This window comes from Muricauda sp. SCSIO 65647 (assembly GCF_021534965.1).
Taxonomy (GTDB): domain Bacteria; phylum Bacteroidota; class Bacteroidia; order Flavobacteriales; family Flavobacteriaceae; genus Flagellimonas_A.
This window is the reverse complement of sequence record NZ_CP091037.1, coordinates 2,306,210-2,328,034: the sequence shown is the minus strand read 5'-3', so window position 1 is coordinate 2,328,034 and position 21,825 is coordinate 2,306,210. Positions and strand designations below refer to the sequence as shown.

The 21,825-nt window shown below is 44.1% G+C and carries 15 protein-coding genes; 4 read left to right on the top strand and 11 right to left on the bottom strand.

Annotated features, from left to right (window positions below; translation table 11 throughout):
* The first annotated feature begins 2 nt into the window (after positions 1 to 2).
* Both L0P89_RS10300 and L0P89_RS10295 read left to right on the top strand, forming a co-directional pair.
* On the top strand, positions 3 to 1,631 hold the full coding sequence (locus tag L0P89_RS10300; RefSeq protein WP_235268026.1) for a sulfatase: 1,629 nt from the start codon (positions 3 to 5) through the stop codon (positions 1,629 to 1,631).
* Positions 1,628 to 2,467 (top strand): endonuclease/exonuclease/phosphatase family protein, encoded by an 840-nt coding sequence (locus L0P89_RS10295; protein ID WP_235265018.1) that lies wholly within the window; start codon positions 1,628 to 1,630, stop codon positions 2,465 to 2,467. Before L0P89_RS10300 ends, L0P89_RS10295 begins: the two co-directional genes overlap by 4 nt.
* A 25-nt stretch (positions 2,468 to 2,492) precedes the next feature.
* Here L0P89_RS10295 and L0P89_RS10290 read toward each other — a convergent pair whose 3' ends face one another.
* The 9 genes from L0P89_RS10290 to L0P89_RS10250 all read right to left on the bottom strand — a co-directional run bounded on the left by L0P89_RS10290 (position 2,493) and on the right by L0P89_RS10250 (position 18,285).
* Positions 2,493 to 3,203, bottom strand: a complete 711-nt coding sequence (locus tag L0P89_RS10290; protein ID WP_235265017.1) for a gluconate 2-dehydrogenase subunit 3 family protein — start codon at positions 3,201 to 3,203, stop codon at positions 2,493 to 2,495.
* Between the two features lie 4 nt (positions 3,204 to 3,207).
* Positions 3,208 to 4,929, bottom strand: coding sequence for a GMC family oxidoreductase (locus L0P89_RS10285; protein WP_235265016.1), 1,722 nt, complete (start codon positions 4,927 to 4,929; stop codon positions 3,208 to 3,210).
* A gap of 138 nt (positions 4,930 to 5,067) precedes the next feature.
* Complete coding sequence (locus L0P89_RS10280) at positions 5,068 to 7,299, bottom strand: GH92 family glycosyl hydrolase (protein WP_235265015.1); 2,232 nt, start codon at positions 7,297 to 7,299, stop codon at positions 5,068 to 5,070.
* A complete protein-coding gene (locus L0P89_RS10275; RefSeq protein ID WP_262911450.1) occupies positions 7,289 to 9,631 on the bottom strand; it encodes a GH92 family glycosyl hydrolase in 2,343 nt (780 codons plus the stop codon). Before L0P89_RS10275 ends, L0P89_RS10280 begins: the two co-directional genes overlap by 11 nt.
* The gene (locus L0P89_RS10270) at positions 9,631 to 11,904 is read right to left on the bottom strand and encodes a GH92 family glycosyl hydrolase (protein ID WP_235265014.1); all 2,274 of its coding nucleotides are present in this window, start codon (positions 11,902 to 11,904) and stop codon (positions 9,631 to 9,633) included. Before L0P89_RS10270 ends, L0P89_RS10275 begins: the two co-directional genes overlap by 1 nt.
* A gap of 35 nt (positions 11,905 to 11,939) precedes the next feature.
* On the bottom strand, positions 11,940 to 12,899 hold the full coding sequence (locus L0P89_RS10265; protein WP_235268024.1) for a glycoside hydrolase family 130 protein: 960 nt from the start codon (positions 12,897 to 12,899) through the stop codon (positions 11,940 to 11,942).
* 46 nt (positions 12,900 to 12,945) lie between these two features.
* A complete protein-coding gene (locus L0P89_RS10260) occupies positions 12,946 to 14,823 on the bottom strand; it encodes a sodium:solute symporter family protein (RefSeq protein WP_235265013.1) in 1,878 nt (625 codons plus the stop codon).
* A gap of 139 nt (positions 14,824 to 14,962) precedes the next feature.
* The gene (locus L0P89_RS10255) at positions 14,963 to 17,191 is read right to left on the bottom strand and encodes a GH92 family glycosyl hydrolase (RefSeq protein WP_235265012.1); all 2,229 of its coding nucleotides are present in this window, start codon (positions 17,189 to 17,191) and stop codon (positions 14,963 to 14,965) included.
* A gap of 47 nt (positions 17,192 to 17,238) precedes the next feature.
* Positions 17,239 to 18,285: a carbohydrate-binding family 9-like protein gene (locus tag L0P89_RS10250; protein ID WP_235265011.1), complete on the bottom strand. Its 1,047-nt coding sequence runs from the start codon at positions 18,283 to 18,285 to the stop codon at positions 17,239 to 17,241.
* 167 nt (positions 18,286 to 18,452) lie between these two features.
* Here L0P89_RS10250 and L0P89_RS10245 point away from each other — a divergent pair, with 167 nt between their 5' ends.
* Both L0P89_RS10245 and L0P89_RS10240 read left to right on the top strand, forming a co-directional pair.
* The gene (locus tag L0P89_RS10245; RefSeq protein WP_235265010.1) at positions 18,453 to 19,538 is read left to right on the top strand and encodes a sensor histidine kinase; all 1,086 of its coding nucleotides are present in this window, start codon (positions 18,453 to 18,455) and stop codon (positions 19,536 to 19,538) included.
* A complete protein-coding gene (locus tag L0P89_RS10240) occupies positions 19,538 to 20,248 on the top strand; it encodes a LytTR family DNA-binding domain-containing protein (protein WP_235265009.1) in 711 nt (236 codons plus the stop codon). The genes L0P89_RS10245 and L0P89_RS10240 overlap by 1 nt, the downstream gene beginning before the upstream one ends.
* 19 nt (positions 20,249 to 20,267) lie before the next feature.
* Here L0P89_RS10240 and L0P89_RS10235 read toward each other — a convergent pair whose 3' ends face one another.
* Both L0P89_RS10235 and L0P89_RS10230 read right to left on the bottom strand, forming a co-directional pair.
* Complete coding sequence (locus L0P89_RS10235; protein ID WP_235265008.1) at positions 20,268 to 21,611, bottom strand: MFS transporter; 1,344 nt, start codon at positions 21,609 to 21,611, stop codon at positions 20,268 to 20,270.
* Positions 21,612 to 21,641: 30 nt separating this feature from the next.
* Positions 21,642 to 21,824: a CPXCG motif-containing cysteine-rich protein gene (locus L0P89_RS10230; RefSeq protein WP_235265007.1), complete on the bottom strand. Its 183-nt coding sequence runs from the start codon at positions 21,822 to 21,824 to the stop codon at positions 21,642 to 21,644.
* Between the last annotated feature and the right edge of the window lies 1 nt (position 21,825).

The following is a 21,825-nucleotide window of genomic DNA, read 5'->3' as shown; positions in this document are numbered from 1 at the left end:
GAATGAACTGGAAAATATCAGTAGTGAGCCTATTGTTGGTTTTTGCTTCCTGTAAACAGAAAGAAGCGGAAACGACCATTGAGAAAAGACCACCGAATATTGTTTTTATCATGTCAGATGACCATGCGTTTCAGGCCATAAGTGCCTATGGTCATGAGTTGGGCAAGTTGGCGCCCACACCAAACCTCGATCGTCTGGCAAAGAACGGTGCCATTTTTGAGAACAATTTTTGTACAAACTCCATTTGCGGTCCCAGTCGTGCGGTTATTCTAACAGGAAAGCACAGCCATATAAACGGATTTAGGATGAATGGTGAAAGGTTCAACGGCAATCAGGCCACATTGCCCAAATACCTGCAAAAACTTGGATACGAGACAGCCATTATCGGCAAGTGGCACCTGCATGGGGCTCCCAAGGGCTTTGACCATTGGGAGATTTTGAACGATCAGGGAAACTACTACAATCCTGAGTTCATTAGTGGCCAAGATACCACCATTGTCGAAGGCTATGCCACAGATCTTATCACTGAAAAAAGCCTAGACTGGCTGAAGCACAGAGAAGATGCCGAACAGCCTTTCTTTTTGATGGTACACCACAAAGCGCCACATCGCAATTGGATGCCCGCCCTTCGCCATGCGAACAAATACGATTCGGTGACTTTTCCACTGCCCGATACCTATTTTCCTACTTTTGAGAAGCAAACGGCTTCTGTAGAACAACAACAGACCATTTATAGTGATATGTATGAGGGCCATGACCTGAAAATGACCAAAGAACATGGCAGCACGGCACTGGCCCACAACCCTTGGACCACCGATTTTGAACGCATGACCCCAGAACAGCGCAAGGCTTGGGATGAAGCCTATTTGCCTAAAAACAATGCCTTTCACAAGGCCAGTCTTAAAGACAAGGACTTGGCCCTTTGGAAAGGTCAACGTTACCTTCAAGATTATCTGGCCACTGTGGCTGCGGTCGATGAGGGTGTGGGCAAAATTTTAGACTATCTAGAAGAAAATGGTTTAGAAGAGAATACCTTGGTGGTCTACACCTCAGACCAAGGCTTCTATTTGGGCGAAAAAGGTTGGTTTGACAAACGGTTCATGTACGAAGAATCTTTGAAAATGCCCTTATTGATGCAGTTGCCAAGGGTTATCGAACCGGGCACGATAATCAAGGGTATGACACAGAACCTCGATTTCGCCCCAACTTTTCTCGATTTGGCCGGGGGTGCTGCGTATACTTCCGAAATGCAGGGAGAATCGTTCAGAAAATTGTTGGAAGGATCTGAAGATGATTTCAAAGAGGCCATTTACTATCATTACTACGACTTTCCAGCTTTCCACATGGTCAAAAAACAATATGGGGTGCGTACCAAACGCTTTAAACTTATTCATTTTTATGACGATATTGACGAATGGGAATTCTATGACCTCGAAAAAGATCCAAAAGAGTTGTACAATGCCATTGACGATGAAAAATATGCTGACGAGATAGCCATGATGCATCAAAAACTGGACAGCCTTCAGGTAGTGTACAAAGTGACGGAAAAAGAATTTGAAAATGCCCCAAAAGAGCAGGTAGAAAAGGCTTATGAGAATTTTGACCGCCTGCTCGGAAAACCGATAAAATGAAACAGCTAACCACTCTTTGGGTCATTTTGACCTTACATACCGCTTTTGGTCAGACCACAAATGTGATGACCTATAACATCAAATATGATAATCCGAAGGATAGTCTAAACAATTGGAACGACCGCAAAGATTTTCTTATCTCACAGCTCAATTTTTATGCCCCCGATATCTTTGGCACCCAAGAGGGGCTTGCACACCAGCTGAAGGAAATCGATCGAGGGTTGAACGATCATACTTTTTTTGGTGTGGGCCGCGACCATGGTGACGACCGTGGTGAGTTCACCGCCATCTTTTACAATCAGAAAAAAATCGATTTGTTGAAAGAAGCCACTTTCTGGCTTTCACCTACTCCTGAAAAACCTTCAAAAGGCTGGGATGCCGCCCTGCCAAGAATATGCACCTATGGTCTTTTCAAAAGAAAAAAAGATGGACGGCAGTTCTATGTGTTCAACACCCATTTTGACCATGTGGGTATACATGCACGGATAGAGAGCGCAAAATTAATTCTTAAGAAAATCAAAGAGTTGAACGTTGAAAATCTTCCTGTGGTCGTAATGGGTGATTTCAATTTAGAACCTTCCAGCAAAGGAATTCGACTAATCTCAGATGAATTGGGCGATGCTCATATCGAAGCCGGTAAAAATGCCCATGGCCCCAAGGGCACCTTCAATGGCTTTGATTTTACAAAACCTGTTGAAAAAAGAATTGACTATATCTTTATTTCAAATGGGGATTTTGAGGTGTTGAAAAGCGGTATTTTGAGCGATTCATTTGAATGTCGGTACCCATCAGATCACTTTCCGGTATATGCCGAGTTGCGGTTCATGGAAAAATGAACCATTATACGCCCGTTATCACATACTAGGTAATTAAATTACCTTCATCATCCCATTCGGCAATGATACCGCGTTTGCTTTGGTCAACGCACTTGGCCAACCAGTCCTCATCATACGAAACGCCGTGCTGTTTCAGTACATCTTCGGGCACCCCATTCCACACATTGGGCATGTTGCCTTTATAGCCTAACTCTTCCATTCCGATCTTTGAGGTATAAAAACCGGTCACGGTCAAGTTTCTGACCAGTGAAAAAAAGTTAACCTCAAATGGACGGTCACTTTCGGGCACCTCTGGATCATAGTAGGCGATACCATCTAAAATGATCTTTTGCTGCTCTTCGGTCGCTGACTTGAACTCGGTATTGAACTCGGTATTGCTTTTGTGGTCGAGCCACATGAGCCCACCCCTAAGGTCGACCTGCATCTCAGGAATATCTTTTGCCATAAACTCAATGAACGGTACCACTTCAGCATCAGAGGCACTTTTATATTGCTCACTTCGCGGCAGCACCAAGTCACAGAGAACGGTCATGGTCGCCCACTCATGTTCGTTAAAGAACTGTTCTCCATTAAGTTCGGCCACCAGCTTGTTCTCTCTTGGTGTTCGCCAAGGAACGTATAGCTCTTCGACCACTTCTTGTTCAGAAGCCTTACTTTCAGGTTTACAGCCATGAACGGCCAACCCACCGGCCACCGATCCCAAAACAATCGATTTGATACTTTTTCTTCTATCCATGACCTTAGATATTTTGTTTTTTCAATTGATCCACGATATGATCGGAAGCCCTCCATGAAAGGGCCAAAATCGTCCATGTACAATTTTTATCGGCTTGTGAGACAAAGGGCCCTGCATCGACCACGAACACATTATCCACATCGTGTAATTGTTGAAACCTATTGGTGACCGAGGTTTTGGGGTCATCTCCCATACGGGTGGTGCCCACTTCGTGAATGATACGGCCAGGTGTGTGCAACCCATAATCGGCTTCTTTGCCGGGCTTGCTGCCCAATACCTCACCCCCTAGATTGGCCAATAGTTCCTCAAAGGTATTGTGCATATGACGGGCTTGGTTGCGTTCCAAATCTGACCATTTGTAGTGAAATCGCAAAACGGGTATGCCCCATTCATCGACAGTAGTTGGGTCTATTTCACAATAATTGTCTTTTCTGGCAATCGATTCGCCCCTACCGCTCAGTCCGATAATGGCCCCATAATACTTCTTGGCATCACTTCTGAGCATATCGCCATAACCTCCGACCTTGGTACCGAAGAATTTGTTGAACTCGTTTACGTTGAAACCAAAGCCGTAACTGGGCATGCCCATGCCCCCTCCTATTTCTATATGATAACCACGCGGAAAATCAAGTTTTGAGTTGTCGCCCCACCAGGGTGAATACACGTGCATACCACCGACACCATCTTCGTTGTACGATACCTTACGGTTCATCAAATCGGGCACGAATGCCATACGGTCGGCACCCGTTGAGTCATGCAGGTACTTGCCAACATGGTCACTACTGTTGCCCAAACCGTTCGGATGTTGGGCGCTCTTCGAGTTCAAAAGTATTCTCGCCGTACTACAGGCCGAAGCTCCCAAAATAACCACTTTGCCCTTGAGCTTGTACTCTTTTCTATCTTCTTTGTTAATATATGAGACCCCGGTTGCACGGCCTTCTTCATCAGTTGTCACTTCTCGTACCACGCAGTTCACAAAAAGATCTACTTGCCCACGGCTTTTCTGCGCCGGAAATATCAAACAGGTCCCAGCCGAGAAATCGGCATATACCTGACAGGCCCTGCCACACTGCCCACAGTAGAAACAAACGCCACGTTCGTTGTTGATTTTTTTGGTAAGCATCGACATTCTTGCCGGATAAACGGGCACGCCTGTTTTTCGTGCCCCCTTTATATAGAAAAGCTCGTGTAACCGTGGTTTTGGGGGAGGAAGAAAAAAACCGTCGGGATCGTTTGGAAGCCCTTCATTGGTACCGAACACCCCGATCAATTTATCGACCCGATCGTAATAGGGTTTTACATCATCATAACCGATGGGCCAATTTTCACCATAGCCATCGACGTCTTTATGCTTGAAATCAGTGGGGCCAAAACGTAATGAGATACGCCCCCAGTGATTGGTACGCCCCCCCAGCATATGGGATCTGAACCAATCAAATTTGGTTCCATCTTTATGGGTATAGGGCTCGCCTTCGATTTCCCATCCGCCATAGGCGGCATCAAAATCACCAAAGGGCCTTATGGTATTGGCACCCCGCCGTGGCGACTCCCATGGCCAACGCAGCTGGGTGCGTTGCTCTTGGTCGGCTGGATCAAAAAACGGACCTGCCTCCACCACGGCCACTTTAAGACCGGCATCGGCCAACACCTTGGTGGCCATACCTCCACCAGCACCTGACCCTACGATGATGGCATCATATACGGTTGAATTTTCAATTATTTGCATTCTTATAGTTGTAGGTTTGGCAACGTCTTCTGTTGCTTTTGATAATGGGGCAAATACAGCCCCTAATGGTAGGGTAAGATACACAAACAAGTTGTAAACAACTTGGCCCCATTCGGGTTTCCATACTCCATTTTCTTATCAGTTATATCTAAACTCCAGTTGCTTTGACTTGATCAGTTGTTGATGGGTGACAAAGGGTTTCTTTAGTTTCTTTCCATCCAATAAAATTTCCGCTTTGTTTTCATTGCCCTGCTTTCCATTTCCAATAATTTCAATTTTATCATTCTTATGGTATTCAGCGTCTAAATGAATGGTGATCTTATCAAAAGTCGGTATGGTCAAAGCATATATAGGCTCTGCCGGACTCACGGGATACACCCCCATCATCGAAAAAACGGCCCAAGCGCTCATGGTACCCGTATCATCGTTTCCTGGAAGCCCATCTGGGGCATTTTTAAAATAGGTCTTCAACAGTTCCGAAACTTTTTCAACGGTACGCCATTCTTCCCCTTTTACGTAGTTGAACAGATAGGGATAACCAATATCAGGTTCATTGGCCATATCGAACTGGTCATTGTCAAATACATCTTGTAAACGTTTCGAAAACGGTCTTGGGCCACCCATCAGTTTTATCAATCCCTCTACATCATGGGCCACCATAAAGGTATATTGCCAAGCATTACCTTCAATAAAACCAAGGTTTTTGACAAAATTGGCCCCCGTCTCCGGATTGTAGGGTGTAAGCCAACTGCCATCATCGTTTTTGGGCCTCAGCAAGTTGAATTCTTTGTCAAACAGTTTCCGATACGATATGGCGCGTTTTGAAAATCGTTTATGATCTTCTTTTTTGCCCAACACTTTGGCCAATTGTGCAATGGCAAAATCAGAGATGTTGTATTCTTGTGTTGTCGAAACCGATCCACTGTTCGTGGTCTTTGTGGTTAGATATCCCTTTTCAATATAATCTTCGATACCCGGCCGCAACGGATTCTGCTTTAGCTGATCGGCGCTCTTTTTCATGGCCCTGTACGCCTTTTCTACATCAAAATCTTGAATACCGCGCAAATAGGTGTCTGCGATGATGATACCCGCCGGGTCACCTACCATGGTGGTGGTTTCGGTAGCGTTCAATTCCCATTTTGGCAACCAACCCGATTCATCGTATATGCGCAACATGCTGTTGACCATGTTCGATTGTTGTTTTGGATATACCAAACTCATCAACTGGTGCAAATTTCTGTAAGTATCCCAAAGGGAAAAGACGGTATAACGCGTACCATCGGTTTTCAAGGTTTCGCGTGTGCGCATCTTTGGGTATTCACCATTGACATCATTCAAGGTATTCGGATGGATCAACGTATGGTACAAAGCGGTATAGAAGATGGTCTTCTCATCTTCTGAACCCCCTTCCACCTCAATTCTCGATAGGTACTGATTCCATTCCTCTTTGGTTTCTGACAAAATCTGATGAAACGATCTATCTGCAGTCTCCATCTCCAGATTCTTTCTGGCGTTTTCAATGCTGACATAAGAAACACCCACTTTCATCTCGACTTGGGTCGGCACCTTGAAATCATAGGTCATATAGGCCCCAATACTGTCGCCGACCACTTCTTTGGCATAGCCCTTCATCAATCGGGTCTTGCCGTTATAGGTCATCCATTGGGCTTCTTCCCCGCGATAGGTCGTTGGTTTTTTCCAGACACCGAAGTCATCGGCAGCTTTTGAAAAACGGGCCACAAAATAAACCGGATATGCTTCTTCGGGTTTGTAGTAACAAAAAGAACCGACGGTTCGTATACCCTCAATCTCTGTTGGGGAGACGACCTTTACCTGGGCACCCTGCTCATTGGTGAGACCCAGACCCAAATTCAACAAAATATTTGCTTCACCGGCAGGAAATGAATAGTTGCTGACCCCCACTCTTGTAGTGGCAGTCGTTTCTACTTTGATACCGTACTTGTCAAGCGTATTGGAATAATAACCGACTTTTGACACCTCATCGGAATAGGTAGAACCGTAATCGATATGGTCGGTAATGATTTCACCTGTGGTGGGCATGGCCAAAATAACGCCCAATTCAGGACAGCCGACCCCACTGAGGTTCACATGGCTGAAACCGGTTAAAAACCCATTATCAGAAGTATAGGGAGTGGACCACCATCGACTATCTTTCTCATAAGGCAGGTTCTGGGGGCCCGCCACATTGAAAGGGGCCACATTGGCCATGCCCCGAACCGCTATCGGCCCAGGATTGGTTGTACCAAAGTTGGAGGTACCTATAAAGGGATTGACATAATCGACCGGTTTTTTCTGGGCCAAGACGCTTATCGCCAAAAGGCAAAAAAGTACTGCAACGTTATTTTTCATTCGATAAGGAATACGGTTCTGAACCTTCTGCCACACCCCAATCTTTATTGGGTGTTGAACCCATTTCAAAAGACAGCACGCCGCCTTGCTGAACGGTTTCAGTACCGATCCACGTAGCATTGAAATCGTTTCCGTTCAAGGTTGCACTTTGAATAAAGGGACTGTTCTTGCCATTATTCTTGGCCTGAATGGTAAATGTGTTCCCATTTTCCAAATACAGCTTTACTTCATCAAAAAGGGGGCTGCCCATGACATATTGATTGGTGGCAGGAGCGACAGGATAAAACCCCAGTGCACTGAAGACATACCATGCCGATGTTTGGCCATTGTCTTCGTCACCACAATACCCGTCGGGCGTAGGGGTGTACAGCTTGGTCAATACCTCGCGTACTTTCTCTTGGGTCTTCCACGGTTGCTTCGCATAATTGTATAGATAGATCATGTGCTGTATGGGCTGGTTGCCGTGGGCATAGTTGCCCATGTTCATGATCTGCATTTCCCTGATTTCATGAATGGTGAACCCGTAATACGAATCGTCATATTCGGGAGGCATGTCAAAGACACCATCCAACATCCCCACAAATGCTTCATTACCGCCCATGAGTTCAATAAGGCCTTTCACATCATGAAAAACAGACCATGTGTAATGCAAACTATTGCCTTCGGTAAAGGCATCGCCCCACTTCAATGGATTGAAAGGGGATTGAAAGGAACCATCCTTGTTTTTGCCCCTCATAAGATTTGTCTCTGGGTCGAACAATTTTTTATAGTTCAACGATTTTTGATAGTAAGCGTCGGCCAAATCGTCTTTCCCCAGTGATTTTGCCATTTGTGCGATGGTGAAATCTGCATAGGCATATTCTAAGGTCCTTGCCGCATTTTCGTGAATTCCCACATCATACGGAACATATCCCAGCTCATTGTAATACACCAGCCCTGCTCTTCCAACGCTGTTCACTGGCCTTCCGTCAGGTACTGTTGCATTTTTTATGAGGGCATCCAACAAAATTTCTTCATCAAACCCCGTAACACCCATAAGGTGCGCATCTGCAATTATCGGGGCAGAATTTGAGCCGATCATGCAATCTCTATGTCCAGGGCTGGCCCATTCGGGCAACCACCCCGATTCTTTGTACGTGTTTGCCAAGCCTTGCATGATATGACCGTTCAGTTCGGGGTACATCATATTGAAGAATGGAAACACCGCTCGAAACGTATCCCAAAATCCGTTGTCGGTAAACATATATCCTGGTAATACCTCCCCGTTATACGGACTGTAGTGGACAATGTTTCCATCTTCATCAAATTCATAGAATTTTCTTGGAAACAACAGCACCCTATATAGACAAGAATAGAATGTTCGCAGATGGTCTATGTTGTTTGTACGTACGGCCATTCTGCCCAACTCTTTTTCCCAGGCTTCTGTCGCCGCTGCCCTGGTCTCTTTGAAACTCTTGTCCCCTATTTCCCTATCGAGGTTCAATTGTGCCTGTTCTGGGCTGATAAAGGAGGAAGCTACCTTGACATGTACCGCTTCGCCCCTCTTGGTCTTGAACCCGACGATTGCCCCTACATGGTCGCCTTCATCTTCAGTAGAATTTTTGTTCAATTGCCACTCATCGCCCCAAGTATGTACCTGTTCAAAAGGCTTGTCAAACTCGGCCACAAAATAGTTGTGGAAATTTTCAGGAACCCCGCCACTGTTGTTTCTACAGTACCCCACAATCTTTTGCTGTTTGGGCAAAATTTTTACCATAGAACCCTTAAAAAAGGCATCCAAAAGAATATAGGCACTATCGCTATCAGGAAAGGTAAACCGAAAATGGGCGGCCCTTTCTGTGGGGGTCACCTCAGCGACCACATCGTAATCTGCCAAATAGACACTGTAATAATCAGGTTTCACGGTCTCTGCCTTATGCGAAAAATGCGAGGCCCGTTCTTCTTCTTTATATTTCAGGTCACCGGTCACGGCCATGAGGGAAAAAGCGGCATAGTCATTGATCCATGGGCTGGGCTGGTGCGTCTGCTTGATTCCGCGAATGGTATGGTCATCATATTTGTAGGTCCAGCCATCGCCCATTTTTGAGGTCATGGGCGTCCAAAAGTTCATGCCCCAGGGAGTGGCAATCGCTGGATAGGTGTTGCCATTCGATAAACTGAACTCTGAATCGGTGCCCATTAGAGGGTTTACATAATCCAGAAAAGAGGTTTCTTCAATGGCGCTTGCCCCGTCGTTTTGTGTCTTTTGGTCGGTACAAGACATTGCAAATACCAAGAATATCGCTATAAACACCGCCTTAACACTGCTACATTTCGAAATTTTCACTCTCATCACCTATATATTTTATTTGGATCGGGGAACTCTGTTGCCGACACATCGACCACTGCGGGTGTATCTGACATTTCGAACACCAAGGTTCCGCCCTGCATGATTTCTTGGTGCTTGATGAACCATCTGTTCAAGGTTTCTCCATTCAATGTAATGCTTTTTACATACATATTGCCTTCCCCAAAATTCTTTGCTTCAATAGTAAAAACTTTGTCGTCAAGAACTCGGATGCTTGCTTTTTCAAACAACGGACTCCCGAAATCATAAATTCCCTGAGCTGCATTCACAGGATATAGGCCCAACGCACTCAATATGTACCAAGAAGACATTTGCCCACAGTCTTCATTGCCGCAATGCCCATCAGGTTGGTTTTTATACTGTTCTTCCCTGATTTTTTTGACAAGCTCTTGGGTCTTATGGGGTTTTCCCACATAGTTGTACAAATAGGCAACGTGATGACTGGGTTCATTGCCATGGGCATATTGACCTATCATTCCCGTACTGAAAATAGGCAATTCATCTTCAGGGAGCGCAGCATATGAGAACATAGAATCAAGCTTTTGCTCAAACCTTTCCATACCGCCAGTGGCGTTGATCAGTCCCGGAATATCTTGCTGCACCGACCAATAGTAGTGCCATGCATTGCTCTCACAGAAATAAGGGGTGTATGCTTTTGGAATGAAAGGTGTCAAAAACTCTCCCTTTGCATTCTTGGGCTGCAGCCATGCATTTTTTTCGTTGTACAGATTTTTCCAGTTTTGGGAACGTGCCAAAAAATACTCATAGTCTTCTTGCTCACCCAGATCTTTGGCGAACATGGCAATGCACCAATCGCCGAAGGCGTACTCCAAGGTTTTGGAGACAGACCAGTTTTCGTGGTGTTCATCGACGGGAACATACCCTTTTTCTTTATACCTATCGATTTGACGTTCATCTACCATGGCACTTTCTTTACAGGCCCTATACGCAAGTGAAACATCAAATTCATATCCTTTGAAATAAGCATCGACGATAACGGGAACGGCATGATAACCGATCATCATGTTTGTTTCACTGCCCTGCATCGACCACACGGGAAGCACCCCCGTTTCTTGATAATGTGCCAAAAGGGATTTGACCATATCGGGCACCTTGTCGGGCTGAATGAGGGTATATAGGGGGTGGGCCGCCCTAAAGGTATCCCAAAGTGAGAAGGTATCGTAACGATTGTAACCGATTGCCTGGGCAACGGTATCCACACCTTCTCTATAATTTCCTTGGTCGTCATTTGCCGCTTTGTACTGCCCATTACTGTCACTGTACAACGTTGGGGCCAGCATCGATTGGAACAACATGGTATAAAAGATGGTTTTCTTGTTCACATCTTCAGAGACTACTTTGATTTTTTGCAGTTCATTTTCCCAAACAAGCTCGGCCTGCTTTCTGATGGTATCAAAATCAGCGTTTGCCTCTATGTCGATCGCTTTTCCCGCTGCTTCTGAACTTACCGATGACAATCCCGTTTTTACAACAATCTGTTCGTTTTCAACGGTTTCATAGTTCAAGATTATTTTGTGGTCGATGCCATTCGATGGCGCATCTTTTTTCTTGTCATCATATACCTCATAAGATGTGAAGGGCTTTGAGAAGCGCATTTCAAAAAAGAGCCTTTGATTTCTTGCCCAGCCTGTTGACATGCGATGCCCCTGTAATATTGAATCATTGATTACCTTGATAAACGTATCAGTGGGTTTGTCCCAATTGAGGGAATAGCCCAAATCAACATGGATCTGGGTCTTCTTGTCATTTGGAAAGGTATAGCGATGTACCCCGACCCTGCTGGTCGCCGTCATTTCGGCCTTAATGCCATAATCCAATAAATCTACCCAGTAATATGCCGGGGATGCTCCTTCTTGATCATGATCAAAACGGGAAAAAGGCTTGTGGTTATTCTCTTGGATCCGTTCAGAAAACCTGCTATTGGTGGGCATTACCAAGATATCGTACAAATCTCCGGCCCCGGTACCGGTAAGGTGGGTGTGCGAAAAACCTGATATGATGGAGTCTTGGTAGTAATATCCGGCGATTCTGTCCCAACCCGGTATGCCGATATCAGGACTCAACTGTACCATACCATAGGGCATGGTGGCCCCTGGGTAGGTATTCCCAGGTCCGTCTGTTCCTATAAACGGATTTACATATCGCGTCAGTTTTTCGTCTAAAGCTTCTTTTTCTGCTGGTGTCACACAACCAATCACCAGTACCAAAATCAATAATAAAAAAGAATAAAGCCTCATTGATCTTTTGATTTTGCCATAACGCTATGATGGTTTCACAAGCTGTTCTCAATCGTAAACCGCACAATCTCTGACAATCGGCCATAGGCCAAACCCACCACTGTATCGGCCGCACCGTAATAAATGGCCACTTTGTCTTCATCTATGGAATGCAGTGCCGCACACGGAAAAACCACATTGGGCACATCACCTACACATTCATATTGGGTCTGCGGAGTCAGTAGATAGGGCTGTGTTCTGTATTTCACCTGATCGGGTCGATCTTTATCCAAAATTGCCGCACCCATGGCGTATCGAAAGCCATTGCAGGTATTGATGACCCCGTGATAGAACATCAACCAGCCCTCATCGACCAAAATAGGTATAGGGCCTGCCCCTATTTTTGTACACTGCCATGCACTATCGACAAACGCAGTGGCCTTCATCACGCATCGATGTTCGCCCCAATATTTCATATCAGGGCTGTAACTTACATAGATATCCCCAAAAGGGGTATGGCCATTGTCGCTTGGGCGGCTCAACATAGCGTATTTGCCATTGATTTTTTCAGGAAAGAGCACCCCGTTTCTATTAAAGGGCAAAAAAGCGTTCTCACATTGAAAAAAATCCTTGAAGTCGTAGGTATAACCGATACCTATTGTTGGGCCGTGATACCCATTGCACCATGTGATCCAATAGCGGTCTTCGATAAACGTGACCCGTGGATCATATTTATAGTCAGAGGCTATCATCTGTGTGTTTCCCGCCTTGAACGCTATGGGTTGATGGTCGATGTTCCAGTGAAGGCCATCTTCGCTGAAACCGGCAAAAATGTTCATCTGCACCGCTTTGTTGTCGCATCTGAAGACCCCTGCAAAACCCTCTTCAAATGGTACCACCGCACTGTTGAATATACTGTTCGATGTGGGTATCGCATCTCGTTGAATGATTGGGTTGTCAGTATGCCTCCAAAGTACTTCGGTATGCCCTGAGGGCCTGTCTTGCCATGGTAACATCGTTTTTGTTTTCAAGCTTCTTCTTTATATAATGTGGACAATCGATTCAATCAGCAATCTTCCTGACCTTATCAAACCACGTAAATTTCAATACTGCCGTAGTAATCAGAAATACCGCCAAGGCCCAAAGGGTTTTCGGATAGTCGCGCACCATAAAATAAATGGGAAGGATAATCATACTTGATTGCCATATTATACCTATGGTACAGTTGAACATATCTTTCCAAAATTCACCATTTTTGGCCATTGTCTTTCCTTCTTGGATCAATTTTTCTGAAACGGGCTTCCACCATCCCCAAGGGTGCACCGTACCATAAAAAGAGGTCAAAATTTTCATTTCGGTAGGTTTGCTTAAATAGGTGCCCAATAAACATCCAAGCAATGAAAAACCAAAAATAATCGGAAATAGGTATATATCATGTATATGGGAAATCTCGTACCAAAATGAACCTTCCATGAAATTTCCCTTGTTCTGATGTAGAAAAAATTGTGCCGTTGCCACCACAAGGCCTGCCAACATACCCCAAAAATAACCCCAGCCATTAAAGCGCCACCAGACCCACTTTAAAAAATTGGCCATCACATAACCTCCATACAATGAACTTGAAATCCACAATGTGAGGGAGTTTATGGACTCTGCAAAAAAGCCCATGAAAACACCCAAGGCCACTACCGCTATCGATGCAATATGGCTGGCCTTTACATAATGCTTGTCAGATGCCTCTTGCTTGAAATACTTTTTATAGATATCATTTACGATGTATGCGGGCCCAGCGTTTACAAAAGCTGAGAATGTGCTCATAAAGGCAGCCAATAAGCCGGCCAACAACAATCCCTTGATCCCCACTGGAACATGAAAGTTGATGACCTTGGGCAAAATTATTTCGAGTTCTGCGCCAGTAAGCCCGGCGTCTGCTGCCATACCCGGAGCCAAAACCACCAAGCCAATGACCACAATACCCGCAATAAGCAAGTATCTTGGGATAAATAAGATAAGATTCGTGAAACCGCTCATATAGGCAGCTTCCTTGACAGTTCTGGTAGAGAGAATCCTTTGCATATCAAAACTGGGGGTAGGCCCGGCAATACTGGCAAAGATACCTTTGAAAAGGGCCATCCCTATAAAGGCACCGAACATTTTATAGCCTTCAGAATCTATCAAATCATTGAAGGCTTGGAACTTATCACTCCAATGGGTGCCCAATTCCCAACCAAAAAAGATGTTTTTCCATTCTTCTGTGATGATGGCGTCAATCTGTACATCTGAAATCTCAAAAAAAGCATATCCGGCCACCAAAATGCCCGCCAGTACCATAATGATATATTGCAGTACTTCTGTAGCGACGACTGAAAACATGCCTCCCTTGACCGTATATAGCGTGGTCAACCCAATAATGATCAGTGCGTAAGACTGTTCGGATAGCAATAGTACCGTGTCGCCTATTTGCCATGTTAGGTCCCACGGCAGTATAATGGTCGTAAACTTTCCCACACCCTCAAAAAAATAGGCTATGAATCCGATAGCGGCCACTACGGCGAAAATGGCAACGATACTATGGGCCGCCCTTCCTGCACGGTCGTCACCAAAGCGGGTCAACATCCACTCTGAGCCGGTCATGATATTGGATCTGCGAATCCATACCGCCAAGAACATCATAATGAAGACTTGGTTAAAAATTGGCCATAACCACATGAACAAAAAGCTCTTTGCCCCATAAAGGAAAAGTATGCCCACCATCCATGCGGTACCTGACACATCGAACATACCCGACCCGTTGCTGAGCCCCAGATAGTACCATTTGATATTGTTGCCGCCAAGAAAATAGGAATCAAGGCCCTTCGAAGCCCTTTTCGAGACCCAAATGCCCACGACCAGTGTTAGAATGATGTAGGTTACAATAATTGAAATGTCCGCTATTGCCATAAATATTTTAACCTGGGTTAAATCGTGTTACTCGATAATCGAGATTTAATTGCTCCGAATCTCGGCTTCGGAATTTTTTAGGTTATCACCTTATGAATCTCTCGTGTCCCGATAATTATCAGGATTGCCCAAAATTTGTTTACTTCAGGGGATTCTTGCCCATTTCAAATTCCAACGTACCTCCTGCCATAAGCTCATCGTGTGTAATATAGGTTCGCTCCAATGGCTTTCCATTGAGTTTGACCGATTGAATATATCTATTGATTGATGAAGTTTCTTCTGCTTTGACCACCAATGATTTTCCATCTGGAAGTGCTATGGTGGCTTTTTCAAAAACCGGGCTGCCAAGCTCATATTCACCCGATGCCGGGTTCATCGGATACAGGCCCAGTGAACTAAACACATACCAAGCTGACATTTGCCCACAATCTTCATTACCACTCAAGCCATCTGGACGAGTACTATATTGGGTATCTAAAATTTCACGTACCCAGTATTGGGTCTTCCAAGGCTTGTCGGCCTTATTGAACATATAGGCAATATGGTGACTGGGTTCGTTGCCATGGGCATACTGGCCAATGAGTCCTGAAATGTCAACCGAAACATTATCGCCAGTAATCTCAGAACTTTCGGTAAAAAGTTGTTCCAGTTTTTGGGCAAAGGCTTCATTACCACCATGCAGTTCAATAAACCCAGAAACATCGTGCAACACAAACCAGCTGTGCTGCCATGCATTGCCTTCGGTATAATCGGTATGCTCTCGGTGATTCGAAAATTTTGGGTCGAAGGGTTCACGCCAGCTTTTACCATCAGATGACCTGCCCCGCATAAAACCAGTACTGGCGTCATACAGCTGTTTAAAAGCTTCTGAACGCTTACTGAAATAGGTGTAATCATCATCTTTGCCCAGTTCACGTGCCATTTGTGCCACGCACCAGTCATTGTAAGCAAACTCAAGGGATATGGTGACCGATTCGTCTAATTTGTCAAAAGGAATATATCCATATTCTTTGTAAGGTGATAGCCCCCGTATATCGCCCATCATGGTCTCACGAACAGCTAAATAGGCCTTTTCTACATCATAATCGCGATACCCCTTCAAAAAGGCTTCCACCAAAACGGAAACCCCATGGTTGCCCGTCATGGTATTGGTCTCATTGCCATACAATGTCCAAACCGGTAATCTTCCCTGTTCATCGTAATAGGCCAACAGCGACTTCACCATATCATTGACCCTTTCTGGCTGAATGATGTTCAACAATGGGTGTTCTGCCCTGAAGGTGTCCCATAATGATAAGGTGGTAAAAATATCTCCATCAGCTTTTATGATAGAATCATTTTGCAGGCGAAACTCACCATTCGCGTCATTGAAAAGTGTTGGGGCCACTTGGGCATGGTACAATGCTGTATAAAAAATGGTTTTCAATGAATCAACCGGGGTTTCCACCTTGATTTTTTCCAATGCGGACTGCCATTGTTGCGAAGCTTGGTTCTTCACCTCTTCGAAGGAAGTATTTTCTCCGTGCAGTTTTAAATTTTCTTTGGCATTCTCTATACTGACCGAAGAGATGGCGATTTTAAGGGCTACCGTATCCATATCTTTTTCGCCAAAAAAGAATTGTGCCCCTGTTTTAACTCCCGTTACCGGACCCTCCGATTCCTGGCCATCGGCCACAAACACAGCCTTGGTGATTGGGGCCGAAGATTTCATCGCAAAGAAGACCTTTTGGTTTCTGGCCCATCCTGTGCTGTGGCGGTACCCCACGATCATATTTTCATTATCAAGCACCACATGGCTTTCTGTTGGGTCATCCCAATTGATGGCATATCCTAAGTCAACAATAAATGAGGGTACGCCCGTATCGAGAAACGAATATTTATGGAACGCCACAAACCCATTTGCCGTCAGTTCGACCTTAACATCATTATCGGGCAAAACAACGCTATAATAGCCGGGGAGCGCTGTTTCCTCATCGTGTGAAAACCGGGAGGTGTAAGGCAAACTATCCCTGCTTTTACCAAAGTAGGCCACATCAACGGGTCTATTGGTGGGCATAACCAGTATATCGCCCAAGTCACCAATGCCCGTGCCGCTCAGGTGCAGTTGCCCGAATCCTGAAATGATCGAGTCCGTTATATGATACCCTGAGCACCAATCCCAGCCTTCCGTTCCATTGCTTGGGCTGGGCTGCACCCGGCCAAAGGGCACTACCGCACCCGGAAAGGTATGTCCATGACCCCCGGTGCCGATAAACGGATCAACATGGTCAACAGCTTGTTTTACGCTCTGCTCTTGGCTTTTCTTCTTACAAGAAGCAATTACCAATAGGGCGGCGACCACTAAGAAAAAAATTGGTGATTTATTCATTTGTTCGGTTAGTTGTTTTTTAGAGCCTGTCTGAAATTCTGAGCAGGCTATTCTTCTTTTGCATAGAACTTTCCATCATGGTCAATGGTTAGTTTTCTGCCTGAAAATGGACTTATTGCCCAAATGTTCCATCCGCTCTGATGCTCATCGGTGAACAGTTCGATTGTCTTGCCAGAAACATCGATATTCTTCGAAGGCCTGTTCTCGGCATTTGCAAACTTCTTTCTATACTCTCTGTACAATGACCATTTGATGTGCTCATCTTTGGGAATAGTGAACTTGACATCGGCCCCGACTTCTTGATCTGAGAAGTACACGTAGCCCCAATGTTCTGGTTCGTGCATATTGATGACCCCTTGGGGCGACCAGACCCAATTGTATTCGGGCAGGTATTTGCCTTTTTCATCCTTTTTTCTGGAATAGTGGCCACCGTTTAGATCAAACTGCCAATTGACCCTTGAAAAATTGATTCTCCAGAATTCATTCTGGGGTGGGTCATTACTTTTCGACGCCTCTACCAAAACAGCCCATGGTATGGCCAATTCGACCATCCAATGATCATCTATATCAGAAGGGTCATTCAATGTACCCTCTATTGAAATGGCAGATTTGAGCCCTTGAATATCCCAACTGTCAAGAACAGTGGCGCCGTTTCTGTAAGGTTTTGTCAAAAAAAGGTCCCAAACCGTATTCAGGGCATTGAGTTCCAACTCATAGTAATTGTGTGTGTCACCGTCAGGGTCAATAAAGACCTCAAAGTCATTGTTATAGAAAACGACCGTATCACGTTGCTTTAGATTTCCCCAAATATGGGGTTCTTCCAACTTGGCCAGTATGTATAGGTAGCCATCGTCCCACAACATCTTCATTCTTGTTCGGTACTTGGGCACCTTTTCGCCTTCTATATCGATAAAAGGTGTTGAATACATTGCTTTTTGCCAAGAAGCTTCATCGTCACGACCATCTATATCGATGAAATCGGTCGTCTTATGGGCTATATACGAGTTTGGGATTCTCTGGGCGATCAAATTAGGCAACGCACCTAAAAGAAGGTGCAACAAAACCATGGGTAATACCAAAGCATAACTTCTCATGCCATTCATTGGTTAGGTGCGATCGGGTGGCACTCACAAAGTAACTGCCCATACCGGTCAATTTTCCTTAATATTGATAAATTTATGCTTGTCTTACCATAATATTAGACCAATAGCCCCTCATTTGGGCTAAACAACCTAACATTATGGACTAATTTTCTACTATCATGTACATTAATGAAAAACTACATAATCTTATACAATCAAAGAAAGTATCCCACTACAAGATCAGTTATAAATACCACATTATTTTTTGGACCATCTATTTCATTTTTAATGTTCTTAGGTGGGGAAGCCTGCACAATGACTTCGAATATTCATTGAAGACCAATCTCATCGGATTTCCTATTCATATAGCCTTGGCCTATTTCAACATTTATTATTTGATGCCCAAGTTTATCCACACCAAAAAATATTTCACTTATGTCATACTGGTGTTTTTGTCCCTCTTCTTGATGCTTTTGGTAAAATTCAACCTTACCTATTATTTGGTTAGCACCAATGTCATGCCCGAGGCGGCCGAACCGGTCAGCAGTATCACCCTAAACTATGCCATCATAACGATGTTGGGCGAGCTATATGTGATTTCTTTTGTGACCGCCATCAAGATTACCATCGATTGGTTGCAAGAGCACAGCAAACTTCACGAGTTGGAAAGACGACAAATGGCCACCGAACTACGTTTTCTACGATCACAGGTTTCGCCACACTTCTTTTTTAACACACTCAACAATATTTACTCGCTTACCCTTGAAAAATCAAATAAGGCGCCTGAGGTTGTGTTGAAACTCTCAGATTTAATGCGCTACCTTCTCTATGCCACCAAGAAAAGGAAAGAGGGCTTGAAAAAGGAAGTGGAATGTATTCAGAATTATATCGACCTTGAACGGATACGGTTCGATGATTCATTGGAGGTGGATGTCAATATTACCGGAAATCTCGAAAATAAAGCCATAGCCCCGATGTTGTTGATTCCCTTGGTCGAAAATTGTTTCAAACATGGGGCAAGCAAAAACATTGGAAAGATGAATATTTGTGTCAATATCAATGTAATCGATAGCTTTTTGTATTTTGAGACAAAAAATACAAAGCCCAAAGGAGAAAAGAAAGATAGAATACCCTCAAGAGCAGGGGGAATAGGACTATCAAACGTCAGAAAACGACTTCAATTGGGCTATGCGCCGAATGAATATGAATTCAATGTCGAAGAAAATAAAACCCTCTTCAAAGTTTCACTAAAACTAAAAGTATAATGGCTTTCAAGGTTATGATAGTAGATGATGAGCCCTTGGCCATCAATGTGTTGAAAAATTATGTTGAACAAGTATCTGAGCTGGTATTGGAACAGACTTTTTCAAATGCCGTGGATGCCAGTTCATACCTGCAAAACCACTTGGTCGACATCATTTTTTTGGATATAAACATGCCTGTTCTTGATGGTTTTGATTTTTTGGAAACGCTCAAAATCAAACCTATGGTCGTCATCACTTCAGCACATGAAGAATACGCGTTAAAAGGTTTTGAGGCCCAGGCGATCGACTATTTGGTCAAGCCCTTTTCTTTTCCGCGTTTTTTGAAGACCATTAACCGTATAATCGGTCTTCTATCTACTTCTACTGAAAATACAGGCCCTACTGAAAACCCTAGCATTTTTGTCAAGGTTGACAACAAACGGCTACAAAAAATCTATTTGAACGAGATTCTCGTTGTTGAAAGCCTAAAAGACTACATCAGAATAAAAACAACTTCTGACAAGTACATTGTTCACAGTACGCTGAGCGGTTTCACAAAAGAGCTTCCTTCAGATAAGTTTATACGTATTCATCGTTCTTTCACGGCAGCTATTGAAAAAATACAATCTATCGAGGGCAATAGTTTAGAGATTGACGGTATCAGGTACACCATTGGCCGTAGTTATCTTGAAGATTTTAGAAAGAAAGTGCTGAATAAATGGGTAAAATAGTTCATAAAATATCTTTTGGCTAAGAGGCTGCCGTTGTGACCACTCTTTTTGGTCTTCCATTGACAAATTGAATCGACATCAAAACCGCAATCAATAAGAAAACCCCTGCACCGATTATAAACACCAAAGTTGTCATCGATTCAAACAATAATCCACCAGCTACGAGTCCGAACATACTGGCAATGCTGCCCATGCTGCTGCCATAACCTTGAATGGCCCCTTGTCTCTGTTTATCGCCTTTTTTTGACAATAAGGCCAAAAAGCTTGGCCACATCAAACCATTGCCCAACGAAAGAAATGTGTTGCCCAAATAGATTACCGTTATGTTTTCGATCGATAGCAAATAAAAACTTATGGCCAATAAAAGCGATCCCAGAACAATCAGAATCTTATCGCTCAATACTTTCGAAAGCCTACTCAATACCGGGCCTTGAACAATTATCATGATAAAGCTTGAGTACGTGAGAAACAAACCAAGCTCAGTGGGCGACCATTCTAAAAGCGTATTGGCATATATGGGCAAGCCTGCATAAAATAGGCTGAATGCCAAAAAAGTCAAGAAATAAACGCCAAATAATAGGGGAATTCCTGGAACAGTCATAATTGTTGACCAGCTTTCTTTCTTACCGTCGCCCATACCTGACTCACCCTCGGTATAACAATCTTTATGTTCTACCTGAAAAAAGCGTCTAAAGGAATTTAACTTCAATTCTGCCGTATCAACAACACACGGGTTGCTTTCTTTCAATTTTATGGTAATCACAAAAATTGCCACTAAAGAAATTGAGGCCGCAAGCATTAAGGGCAATACTTCGCCCAAAGATGTTGAAGCCAAAATACCGGCCAGTGCAGGACCCAGCACAAACCCAAGACTTGTAGAAGCTCCCATTTTACCAAAATTCGCATTACGGTCTTCATCGGTAGAAATATCAGATAGATAGGCATTGGCCACTGAAACGTTACCTCCGGTAAACCCATCAAAAACCCTTGCCAAAAAGATAATCAGCAGCGGTAGGGTCATGATATATTGCCCTGTTAATTCAGTGTCTTGTGACCACAAGCCTGTCTTGGGCAAAGCAAAGGCCAAAAGAAAGAGCAACCATGCGAAAAAAGTTCCTACTTGACTGATAACGAGCACCTTTTTTCTTCCAATTCTATCAGAAAGTCTTCCTAAGATAGGTGCCCCTATAAATTGAAAAAAGGGATACATTGCCCCAAGTAACCCATAAACAAAGCCATTGCCGCCAAAATCTATGACGATGAAAATTAGAATGGGTATTACAATGCTATATCCTAAAACCCCGATAAAATTTACCAATAGGATTGGAAATATTTTAGCAGGCAAGAGCTTTGAAAAAATCATAGGTGCTGGCTTAGCATAAATGTAAGCAAATTACTGCCCAAGTTGAACCGCACTGAACATAGTCAATTCATTATCTTGAAAAGAGCAGTTTACCTCGATAGGGTTACAGCATACCTCACAATCTTCGACATAGGCTTGATGGGTGATGGAAGTGTCTAAAAGCATTGAGATTTGTTCCCAACAGTAGGGGCATTGAAAATAATGCTCGTACATG